5 protein-coding genes and 1 pseudogene are annotated in these 11612 nt (G+C 70.2%); 3 read left to right on the top strand and 3 right to left on the bottom strand.

Features of this window, described 5'->3' with window-relative positions; genetic code table 11:
- Positions 1 to 2: 2 nt before the first annotated feature.
- Positions 3 to 2528 carry a Pls/PosA family non-ribosomal peptide synthetase gene (locus tag HW130_RS26280; protein ID WP_177152195.1) on the bottom strand — a complete coding sequence of 842 codons (2526 nt, stop codon included), beginning with the start codon at positions 2526 to 2528 and terminating at the stop codon, positions 3 to 5.
- A 400-nt stretch (positions 2529 to 2928) separates the two neighbouring features.
- On the opposite strand from HW130_RS26280, the pseudogene HW130_RS36805 reads away from it, so the two are divergent.
- A pseudogene (locus tag HW130_RS36805) lies at positions 2929 to 2976 on the top strand (hypothetical protein); the annotation flags it as partial.
- Between the two features lie 417 nt (positions 2977 to 3393).
- Here HW130_RS36805 and HW130_RS26275 read toward each other — a convergent pair.
- Both HW130_RS26275 and HW130_RS26270 read right to left on the bottom strand, forming a co-directional pair.
- Positions 3394 to 5589: a bifunctional polysaccharide deacetylase/glycosyltransferase family 2 protein gene (locus HW130_RS26275; RefSeq protein ID WP_309140583.1), complete on the bottom strand. Its 2196-nt coding sequence runs from the start codon at positions 5587 to 5589 to the stop codon at positions 3394 to 3396.
- A complete protein-coding gene (locus tag HW130_RS26270) occupies positions 5586 to 6503 on the bottom strand; it encodes a hypothetical protein (protein WP_177152194.1) in 918 nt (305 codons plus the stop codon). Before HW130_RS26270 ends, HW130_RS26275 begins: the two co-directional genes overlap by 4 nt.
- 331 nt (positions 6504 to 6834) lie before the next feature.
- Between HW130_RS26270 and HW130_RS36800 the strand changes: the two genes are divergently transcribed.
- Together HW130_RS36800 and HW130_RS26260 are read left to right on the top strand one after the other, a co-directional pair.
- Complete coding sequence (locus HW130_RS36800; RefSeq protein ID WP_177152193.1) at positions 6835 to 10602, top strand: AAA domain-containing protein; 3768 nt, start codon at positions 6835 to 6837, stop codon at positions 10600 to 10602.
- The coding region (locus tag HW130_RS26260) for a hypothetical protein (protein WP_177152192.1) at positions 10599 to 11612 on the top strand (1014 nt) is incomplete at its 3' end. The genes HW130_RS36800 and HW130_RS26260, both read left to right, overlap by 4 nt.

Here is an 11612-nt window from a genome sequence, read left to right as displayed (position 1 = left end):
CCCTACCTCCCTTCGCCTTCGCCCAGCGGCCTGGCAGGATTCCCGCCCCACCGTGCGTCGTCCGGAACGACCTCTCCCTTCATGAGGAAGGAGTCGGCGGCGAGCACCGCGCCATCACCCACCGTCACGCCGTAGTGGGCGAAGGCGCCGACGCCGAGGGTGCAGCCAGAGCCGATCGTGATGTGGTCGGACTTGAAGGTGCCGTCTTCCTGCGAGTGGCATTGGACGACGCTCTTCCAGTTGAGCGTGCAGCCGTCCCCGATGGTGGCCATGGCCCGTTCGGTCAGGACACAGCCGTCGTCGAAGACCCTTCTGCCGATCCGGACCCCCAGCAGCCGCCAGAGCACGTTCTTGAACGGGGTGCCGTTGAACATCCGCAGATACGTCATCGACGGCACCTTCCAGTAGCGCTCGTGCTGCCAGAAGCTCGAGGTGTAGATCGAGCAGTACAGCGGCTTCAGCGGGCGTACCGCCGTGACGACGCGCTCGACGAGCACGAAATACGCGACGGTGAACAGCACGGCGAGGAGGTCGGCCAGCGCGATCGCAGGCGCGCCGAACGTGCTGTAGAGCTCGACGGCTGCCGAGGTGATCAGGGCGAGGCCGAACACGTACATCCACCGCGACAGCAGGTACCAGCCCATGGTGACGACGTTGTGCCGGTTCTTGCCGGCAAGGCGGCGCCGCAGCTCCGCGGGGCTCTTGGGGTCGAATTTGCTGTCCCGCAGGACCGACCGGGGAATCTCGAAGCTGGGCGAGCCGAGCAGCCCGACGCCCTCGCGTACCTCCCCGTCGACCGGCACCATGACCTTCGTCGCGAGGAGGCAGTTGTCGCCCGTCCTGCCCTGCGTGGGGTATGCGACGTTGTTCCCGAGGAAATTGTTCGGCCCGATCGATGCCCGGGACACGCGGAAGCCGGTACTGGAGAAGTCGGCATTCACGATCGACAGTCCGTCGGCGATCATCGTCCCGCGCCCGACGGTGCTCAGGTACGGCGTCTCGTGCTTCATCTCCGTGCCGAAGTTCGACCCGGTCTGCTCGACCCGGGAGAGGTCGTACCCCAGGCATCGCAGGTAGTGGACGATGAACGAACTGTCACCGAAAAGGCGCTTCAGGACCTTCCAGTTGGTCATGAGCGTGATCGTCCGGTGCACTCCGAAGCAGAAGCCGTACAGAGGGTAGACCTTGCCCGGCGTGATGCTCAGGCTGAGCAGACGGGGAACGGTGGTCAGCACGAGGAAGCCGAGGGGAATGGCGCCGAAGACGAGCACGAACGACGACACCAGGGCGTTGCGGTAGAACGCCCAGTCGGTGACGACCACGGCCCCCGGCTCCAGAGCCGCGCTGAGGCCCGGGACCTCGGCGAGCAGCGCGGTCACACCGCCGACCGCCAGCGGCACGTACCCGGCCAGTGCGACCAGCAGCTGCAGAACGCTGTGGGTGGTCCTGCGCACCGCACCACAGCGGACGGAGCCCACCACCTGGTAGTCCACGTCGGTCCGCTGTGCCGGAGACCCGTGCCAGTGCTCGCCGTCGGGCACTGCCTGTCCGCGGTGCAGCGAGGAGGCATGGCCGAGCTGGGCCCCGTCGCCCATCGAGGTGTCGATGTCGAGCACCGTGGCCTCGCTGACCAGCACATTCCGTCCGAGCGTGACGGGGCCGGTCTGGATCAGTCCTGCGTGGGCGCGATAACAGGCGAAGGACGAGTCCTTGCGGATGACGGTGCCGTCGCCGATGGTGAGCAGGTCGGTGCACACGGGCGCGGTCCGGGAGAGGACCAGGGCCCCGCGTCCGACCTTGGCGCCCAGGGCCCTCAGATAGAGCAGGTAGATCGGCGAGCCGCTGAACAGCACCAGTGGATCGGACCGGACCAGTGTCTTGACGATCCAGAAGCGGACGTACGCAAGGCTCCAGACTCGGATCTGTCCGGGCTTCCACCGGCCGATGAGCATCCACTTCGCGAGCACGGGAAAGAGGCACAAACCCAGGAAGGCCGCTCCGCCGAACAGGACCGACCGCAGGTAGACGTCGATCACACCGGATCCGGCGGAGATCCAGTCGTAGCCTCGGGCGGCGACGAGGGAGACGAGGGAGACGTATCCGAGGAAGACCAGGAACTGCAGCACGCCGCACAGGACGTATTCCCTGCCGGCCGGGGACTGGGCCGGTGCCGAACGCGACTCCGGTGCCGGGGCCACGGCCGCCGGCTCCGCCCGGGGCACGGACGGGGCATCCGCGAGCGCCGTCGCCAGGCTCCTGATCGTCGGGTGCCGATAGACGTCCTTCATCGACACCGACGGCAGATCCCCCCGTTTCCTGACGCGCGCGCAGAAGTGCGCCATCACCAGCGAGTCGGCCCCCAGGTCGTTGAAGAAGTGACCGTCGACCGGAACCCGCTCGGTCCGCACGACCGCGGCCAGCACCGCGGCGAGAATTCGCTCGATCACGGCCGGTTCACCGCACACCTCCGGCAGGGCCGTGGATTCCTCAGGAGCGGAGGGCAACGTTTCCACCGGCTTGTCCACCATGTCAGCTCCCAGGAAGGTGCCGAGGAAGTGCAGGCCGGCAGTGGCCGGCTTGCGTCGGACACCGATGCCGGACCGATGCCGAGTGCGAACGACGCGGACCGTGGTCAGAACCACTCATGCTCTTGATTCGGAGCCGGGACGCGGACGGATCTCCACATTCGGAAACTTCTCGTGAGCCGGGCCGTCGGCACGCGGGCACGGCGGTCCGTGCCAGGCCGCGCTATCCCGAGGTACGGCCGTTGTTCCCGCCCGGGATGGACACCCAGCGCGGCCGCCTGTTGCGCGCGCTGCTGCGCATCGTCGACCTCGTCGACGATCCAGAGAACCTGGTCCGCTTCTGCGGATACACCTCGGGCGTGACCACCGCAAGTTCGGCGCGCTCCGGGCGCACTTCCCCGCCGTGGGCGAATGCCTCCTCGCCTCGTCGGCCCGCTACGCCGGCCCCGCCTGGACCGAAGACATCGCCGCCGCCTGGACCAAGGCGTATGGTGCAGTCGCCGACGCCATGATCAGTGCTGCCGAGCAGGACGCGAAGGCACGGCCCGCCGTCCGGCCCGCCACGATCGTGCACCTCGTCCCCTGCGGGCACGGTATCGCCGAGGTCACCCTGCATCCCCACATGCCCTACGGACATGCGGCCGGTCAGTACGTCAGTGTCGAGACCCCCTTGTATCCCAAACAGTGGCGCTACTACTCCCCCGCCAACGTCGCCCCTGGCTCGTCGGCGTACTTCGGAGTGCTGTGCTCCGCGTTGCCGTCGAGGGCCGGGCGGAGGCGCTCACCGGTCAGTACGTACGCTCCCTCGTCGACCGGCCGAACCGCGGCTCGACGGCGGCCGGCCAGGAGCCCGGCCGGCCGTGCGACCTCACGCCGGCTGGCGCTGCAGGGTGTCCGTCGCCGAACCGGTGCGCTGCATCCGGTGCCAGCGCAGCCTGCTGCCCAGCAGCGCGGTGACGACGGACTGCACCACCACCAGGTACATCAGCTGCCGGTAGACGAAGATCTGCAGCGGCAGCGTCCACAGCGGTTCGAACTTCTCCTTGTCGAGGCGGAGCGCGTAGACGGCGCTGACCACCTGCACGGCCGTGAAGCCGAGCCACACGGCCCCGGCCTGGGCGGCGCTCTGGAACAGCAGCCCGTACACGGCGAACACATCGACGAGCGGAGCGAGCAACGGCAACAGAGTCTGGAACACGGCGAGATAGGCCAGTCCGCGGCGGCCGAACTTGCCCGCCGCTCCCGTCTCGAACAGCGACTTGCGGTGCTTCCACATCGCCTGGAGAGTGCCGTAGCACCAGCGGTAGCGCTGCTTCCAGAGCTGCCGGACGGTGGACGGTGCCTCCGTCCACGCGATCGCCGACTCCTCGTACACGACCCGCCAGCCCGCGCGGCACAGCGCCATGGTCAGATCGGTGTCCTCGGCGAGGGTGTCCTCGCTGACTCCGCCGACGCCCGCGAGCGCCTGGCGGCGGAAGGCGCCGATCGCGCCTGGCACGGTCGGCATGCATTCGAGTACGTCGAACATGCGGCGGTCGAGGTTGAACCCGATGACGTATTCGAGGTGCTGCCAACGGCCCAGCACCCCCTGCCGGTTGCCCACCTTGGTGTTGCCGCTGACGGCGCCCACGCGCGGGTCGGCGAGCGGCTGGATCAGGTTGCGGATCGCGTCCGGCTCGAAGACCGTGTCGCCGTCGATCATCACCACGATGTCGAACTGGGCCCACGACAGTCCGGCGTTGAGGGCCGCCGCCTTGCCCGCGTTGGCCTGGCGCACCACCATGACCCGCGGGTCCTGGGCCCTCACCGACTCGGCGATCTCGAAGGTGCGGTCGCTCGACCCGTCGTCGACGACGATGATCTGGATGTACGGGTGCGTCGACGCCAGCAGCGAGTGCAGCGTCGCCTCGATGCCCGCCTCCTCGTTGTACGCGGGCACGATCACGGTGACCGGATCGTTGACCCGCGGCAGCCGGTTGCCGCGGCGCCGTCCGGCCCGGGTGCGGCGTACGTGGACACGGGCGACCGTGAACAGCAGCACGAGGCGGGCAACGGTGACCCCTCCGGCGGCCACCAGCAGCCAGCCCATGGCGTCGGTGAAACCCCTGGACAGCGTCTGGGCCCAGACGACGGCGGTGCCCTTCGCCGCGGCGGCCGTCGTCACCGGGTAGCTGAGGCCGTCTGTCCGCAGCGAGGCGCCGACGGTCGTGAACCGCAGGCCGTCGGCCGGGGACGCCAGGATCTCCTCGGTGGCGTCGACGGCCTCCCGGGAGCCGGTGAACTGGCGGATCAGTCCCTGCCCCGGACTCCGGTCGGCGGCATCCGCGGCGACCAGGACATAGCCGTCGTCGATCGCGCGGCGGCCCGCCTCCCACTGGTCGGCGCACAGGGAAGCGGTCTCCCCGGTGTGCGGCAGCCGTAGCAGACGGGTGCCGATGCCCGCCGTGCCCGCGAGGGTGTTCTGGGTGAGGGCGAGTTCGAGGCGCGCACGCACCGCCGAGACCTGCGTGAGGTCGGCGTCGGTGTAGGTGTGCGAGCCGATCTGATGGCCCTCGTCGTGGATTCTGCGGACCAGATCGGGGTGGGCCGCGACCTGGGTGCCGGTGAGGAAGAACGTTGCCTTGGCGTCATGCTTCCTCAGGACGTCGAGCAGACGCGGAGTCCAGGAGTGGCTCGGGCCGCCGTCGTAGGTGAGGGCGACCGTCCGGGCGGGCAGTTGAGCGCTGCGCAGCTTTCCGTCGACCTCGCTGAGAACGGGGCCGCCCTCGCGTACCGCTGCGGGGGCGGCAGCGGTGCAGTGGCGTGCGGGGGCAGCGGTCGGGGCTATCTCGTGCCGCCCGAAACCGCTGAACAGCAGCGCGGTGGCAGCGACCGCGAGAGCGAGCAGAAGCAGCAGCCAGTGGGCGCGGGGATCGCGCTGCCGGGCATGCCGGTTGCTTCTGGCAGGCGGTGCCGTCCGCGTCGAGTGGGCCCTCGCGGATGATCGGGGCGAGCGCTTGGTGCGGGGGGAACGGCTGCGACCGGTGGAACGGGTTGTTCCGGTCTTGCGTGGTACAGGGCTCACCTGGGTCCCTTGGTCGGCGCCTGGCCCTGGCCAGGACGGTCGCCGGAGTTCCCCAGGCCCGGCGTGGTCTTGGTGGAGGACGCCGTGGTCGTGGGCGCCTCGGTGCTGGGTTCCTCGGTGCTGGGTTCCTCGGTCTCGGTCTCGGTCTCGGAACTGCTCGTCGAGGGGCTCGGGGCCGCTGACTCCCCTGGCGTGGCGGCGGCGGTGGGTCCGGCGGTGGAGCCGGGCTCATCCGTGGCCTTCGTCGATCCGTCCTGCTCCCGCTCCTGGTCCTGACTCTGCTTCTGTTCCTCGTTCTTCTCCTGGACGAAGGGCAGCGGGAACGGGCCGCCGGAGGGCGCCGAACCGAAGAATCCGGCGATCACGACGGCGATGAAGACGACGCAGACCGCCGCGAAAGCAAGGCCCACAGGGCGGACCAGCCGTCCGCGGCGGCCTGATGGGTCGACGAAGACCGAGCCGTCGTCGTGTCCGGCGTCGCGGTCGTCGTCGGCGGCGCCGTAGGCGTTTCCCTCGTCTCCGTGCAGGTGCTCGTGCTCCCGGTCGGCTCCTTGGCGGCCGTGGCCCCCCTCGTAGGTGTTGCGACCGCCCCCGTAAGCAGGGTGACCGTCCACGTACGTGCCTTGCGGGTGGCCGTAGGCATCGCCGGGCGCGATGCCGTGACCGGTCGCCGCCGGCTCCTGCCACCCGTACGCCGCCGCCGGATCCGCGTATCCGTCATGGGCCTGGGCACCGTCGCCGTACGGGTGGTACACCACCGGCAGGCCCTGGGTCTGGCCACCCTCGTGGTAGGCGCCGTTCCCGGCGTACACGCCAAGGGTGCCGTTCGCATGGTTCGCGTGGTTGGCGCCATGTGCGCCATTCGCGCCGCCTACGCCGTACGCACCGTCGTCGTGCTCAGGGTGCCAATGCATGGGCGCGGAGCTTACAGGTTTGGGGGACCTGTCGTGTAGCGGAGGAAAAGAACCACATAAATCACGTGTTTTTCCTCAAATGAACCTCCGATACGCATCACTGCCGGCCTCACGACCCCAATCCACCCCGACCAGGAGGGAGTTCGCCGACTGCAGATGGCGGCCGAATGCTGCAGGAGTCCGGACCGCGCCGGCCCGCATCGTTACGGCCAGTGCGTGACCAGGGTGTCGTGCAGAAGCATGACGGGATGGCGACAGCCCTCACTGACACCGCCCATTTGCCCCATACTTGCTGCAGCGCGTGTGCTGCTGGCGCAAGGGGGCGAGGGCTGTGGCGTTCGGGGTGGAGCAGGTCGTCGATCTGATCAAGTACTTCTGCTGCGACGCGGCGACCGCCCGCTGCGGGCCGTACGAGGCAATGGTCCCGGACGAGCCGATCGGCCTCCGGGAGCTGCTGCCGGGGCATCTGTACCTGACGCGGGAGCTGTTCGACGCGGAGACGAACCGGCAGGTGGACGTCTCAGTGTACCTGGGGCTGACGAAGCTGGGCGGTCTGCTGTGGGACCAACAGGTGCGGGCACTGACCCGGCTGTCGGGGCTGGAGCATCCTTGTCTGCCGGTGCTGCTGGGCGGCGGTTACCTGGACGCCGTCACGGCGAAGGACGCGGGGCTCAGGACGGAGTCGGGCGAGGGGATCGAGGCGGCGTTCATCGCCACCGTGGGGGCGGACAACCAGCTCTCCCCGGCGGACGGCGAGAACCTGCGCAAGGATCCGGCGGGGGCGCTGAGGCAGTTCGAGCTGCTGGCGGACGCGCTGGCGATCGTGCACGACCTGGGCCTGACGCACCGCCGACTTTCCCCCGCCGCGCTGGACGTGATCGTCGGGTCCGACGGCGAGTACCGGCTGCGGCTGGCCCGGTTCGAGCTGAGCTCCTTCGTGGCGGGGCTGCTGAGTGGCGCGTCCGCGGACTCCTCCGCGGGCGGGCAGCTGCGGAACCTGGTGTTGGCGGAGGGACCCGAGCCGCTGCCGTATCTCGCGCCGGAGCGGCTGGCATACCTGCTGCCCCGGCCGGGCGATCCTGACAATGTCGTGGAGAACGCCAAGGGTGACGTGTACGGGCTGGCGGCGGTCGCCTGGGAGTGGTTCGTCGAGCCGCTGCCGCAGGAGCTGGTACCGGAGCGCGTTCCCCGTGAGGCGGCGGAGGTGGTGGCCGAGCGGGACCGGCTGGAGCGCCTGGGCGAGCATCTGCGGGACAGGCTGCAGCATGCCCGGCTGCCGTCTGCGCTGCGCGACCTGTTGCGACGGATGCTGGACCCGCACCCGCGGAACCGGCCCACCGCAGATGAGGTCGCGGGCTACCTGAACGAGCACCACGAAGCGAACATGATCGAGTTCGGCGGCGCAGTGAGCAGCCTGCCGCATCTGCTGGCCTTCATGCCGGAGCGGGGCGAGGAGACCCTGGGCAAGTGGAAGTGGCTGGAGCATCCGGCGGACAGTGAGGCCGGCATCCGGGAGACGGCCGAGCTGCTCCGTACCGACCTGCGCCGCGGCGAGGTGCTCTGGTCCCCGGACGGCGCCGACCCGTTCGTCAACGGCGGCTCCACGGAGATCAAGCGGGAGGCCACCGTCGTGCTGGCGGGCGCCCGTGCCCTGTGGTTCTGCCAGTTGCTCCGGCCGCAGCAGGGTCTGAGCCTGGGGGCTCCGATGCCCGAAGTGCTGGTTGTGAAGTACGTGGCGCGGCTGGACGCGTACGGGGTGCAGAACAAGCTGGAGGATCTGCGGGCGGCCTCGCTGAAGCGGCCCATGCCGGAGATCAAGGCGCTGAGTTACCGCACCCCGGCACCGCGACTCAACGCGCTGCGCCGAGACCGGCCGAGCTGGGAAAAGTTCACCGACGCCATCCGCCCGGCCGTCGCGAAGTCCACCGCGCAACTGGACTACGAGCGCGCCATCAACTGGCTGCTGGAGTTCCAGGGCGTCGAACTGCGCGCCCGCCGCTACCCGTACGAGACGGTGGCTGACGCTGCGGGCGACGGCACGCTGGTGCGCTGGGACCAGAAGCGCGACCAGGAGCGGATCCATAGTCACGCCATGCTCACCAAGTACGCGGGTAACCCCGAACTGCGGCCTCCGTTCGGTGAGTTCTTCGGCCGGCTGGAGAACGAGGAGAGCGGCAGCGCCGACGTCGAGGTGTACGCCGGGGAACACGACCGCAAGGGGCAGAACGTACGGAGCGTGCAGGCGCAGGTGGTACGGGTCGAGGGCGGCGACCGGATCGTGCTGCAGCCCAAGCCGGGACAGAAGAAGATCCCGCCGCGGGGCTGGATCCGGCCGGCCGACGACATCGGCTCGGAGACGGTGCTGCGCCGGCAGGCGGACGCGCGTTGGGAACTGTTCGCCCTCAAGTCGCTGGTCAGCCAGTTACGCAGGCCGTTCTCACTGCCCACGCTGCCGCAGCGCTGGGCGGACGCGGGCAAGGGCCTGCTGAAGGGCGGCCGGCATGCGGTGCGGGACATCCTGGTGCACCAGCCGTTCTTCGCCCTGCAGGGGCCGCCCGGGACGGGCAAGACGACAGTCACCGCGCGCGCCGTCGCCGCCTATCTTGAGCAGGAGTCCGCCCATCGCATCCTGGTCTCGGCCCAGTCCAACTTCACACTGGACAACCTCGCGGCGCGCATCCTGAAGGACATCGGCGCACGGAACGACGAGGGGCCGACGGACGCGGACCCCGACGTCCCGATCGCGCTGCGGGTGGTGTCCCAGCGCGGCACCCCGGACGAGCAGGTCCGCCCCTGGCTCCGCAGCGAGCTGGTGCTGCGCCGGGCTCGGCAGATGCGGCAGGGCATCGACGAGCAGCTGGCGGCCGGGGTGGACCCGGACGTGCGGCCGGTGCTTGAGCGGTGGCGCGACATGCTGGACCCCGGTGCCCGGGAGCCGGTCCTGCCGGAGCTGGCGGACCGGCTGCAGCGCGGCGCGAACATCGTCTTCGCCACCTGTGCCACCGCCACGCCGCGCAACCTGGGGACCACCGGCGGGGCCTCGTCGTTCGATTGGGTGATCGTCGAGGAGGCGGCCAAGGCATGGCCGACGGAACTGGCGATACCGCTGGTGAGGGGCACCCGCTGGACGCTGATCGGAGACCACTTCCAGCTGCCGGCGCACCGGCGGGACGAGGTGGTGCGGTTCCTCGACTCGTGCGTCAACGATCCCAGCACCGCGATCGCCGCCGCGGGCACAGACCGCACGACGTACCTGGAGGCGTTCGACATGTTCGGCAGCCTCTTCCCCGAGCAGGAGCCCGGGGACGAGAACACCAGCACCGGTGCGGATGCCCGCACGGACACGGGTACGGACACCGACGCGGAGTCGCTTACCTGGCGAAACCGGCCGACGGCGCGGCTGTCCACCCAGTTCCGGATGCGCGAGCCGATCGCGCAGGTGGTCAGCCGGGTGTTCTACCCGCGGCCACCGCGCCCCGGGGAGCGCCCGCCCGAGGACGGCATGCCGCTGGGCGGACTGGCCACCCACCACCCGGAGACCCCGGCACCGGTGGAGGCGCCGGGCTGGCTGCGCGGCCGTGCCCTCGTGTGGCTGGACACTGCGGGACTGCCGAACTGCCAGGAGCAGCCGTACTGGAAGAACGAGGGTGAGGCGGACATCGTGCACCGCCTGGTGTCGGCCATGCGCCCGGCCCCGGTTCCGGGCCGCAACGGTTTCAGTGCCGAGCCGCTGGCGGTGCTCACCCCATACCGTCGGCAGGCCGAGGTCCTGCACCGCTACGGCGACCTGTCGCGGTTCGTGCAGACCGTGCACGCCTTCCAGGGCCGGGAGGCGGACATCGTGGTGGTCTCGCTGGTGCGGAACAAGCGGCGCGGCTCGGGCAGCGCGGCCGAGAGTTTCGGGCACCTGTCCCGCCGAGACCTGATCAACGTCCTGTTCTCCCGGGCCCGACAGCTGCTGGTGGTGGTCGGGGAATACGCGCACTACGCAGGGTTCGAGAACGGCGGCGACACCTTCTGGCAGACCGTCTGCCAGGCGGTGGACCACTACGGTGTCGTGTTGAACGCCGCCGACGTCCTGCCCTTGGAGGCGAGGTGAGCGTCGCGGTCGTCTACGTGCCCTGCGAGACGGTGGAGCTGCAGGTCCGGCTCGGCTACGGCGGCGCGCTGTCGCCAATGGAGCTGGTGCTGCTGGACGCGGTGCGCGCCGGGCTGAACGACGTGGGGCAACTCACCGGGCACCTGCAGCTGGGCCGCAGGATCGTCCACGACCTGGTGTACGACCTGTGGCGGGCGGGGCTGCTGACGGTGGACCGCTCGCTGAGCCAGATCATCGTGCCGCCGGAGGTCGCCGACCAGCTGGACCGGGGCGCACCGGTGCCCGGTGCGGAGTACGTGCGGGAGAAGCGGGAGCTGATGATCGACCAGATCACCCGCCGAGTGCTGCCCGCCCGCGGCCCGCTGTCGCCGCCCGACCCGAGGCTCGCCCTGCCGGTGGGCGACGACCCGGTGGGCCTGGACAGGGTGCCGCAGTCAGCGGTGCTGCGGGCGCTCGACGAGTCGCTGAATGCTGACGAGCGGCAGCCGCCGGCCGACAGATCCCACCAGCCGGTGGACTCCGGGCGCAGACGCAAGGTGCTGTCCTACCGGCTGCCGCCGCCCGGTCTGGAACGGCCGCGGACCCGCCGGTGGATCGAGCTGAAGGTGGAGCCACGCTGGGACGAGCACGACCAGCAGCTGACGTTGACCGTGGTGGACGACCGAGTGCCGGCCGAGCTGCGGGAGAGTGCCTCGGATCGGCTCACCCAGCTCGCCGTGGAGGCGCCCGGCGGCAAGCCGTTCAGCGAGCTGCGCAATGTTGCGGTGGGCGCGCTGAGCGAACCGCCCTCCCCCGCGGGCGCGTTGGTACGCCTGACGGACCGGGTGGAGACGGCGCGGGGGGTCCCGGCCGGGCAGCGCCACACCTGGCACCGCGAACTCGCGGACGATGCACGGCAGTTGGAAGGTCTGCTGCGCGAGCGTGCGGACCGGGAGATGCGGGTGCGACCTGTGACGGCCGACGAGCACGAGCGATTGGTGGGGCAGCTGATCGCACAGGCCACCGGCCAG

Origin of the sequence: Streptomyces sp. PKU-EA00015 (genome assembly GCF_013387495.1) — a bacterium.
Taxonomy (GTDB): domain Bacteria; phylum Actinomycetota; class Actinomycetes; order Streptomycetales; family Streptomycetaceae; genus Streptomyces.
The sequence above is the reverse complement of the archived record's forward strand: the minus strand, read 5'-3'. Positions and strand labels throughout refer to the sequence as shown.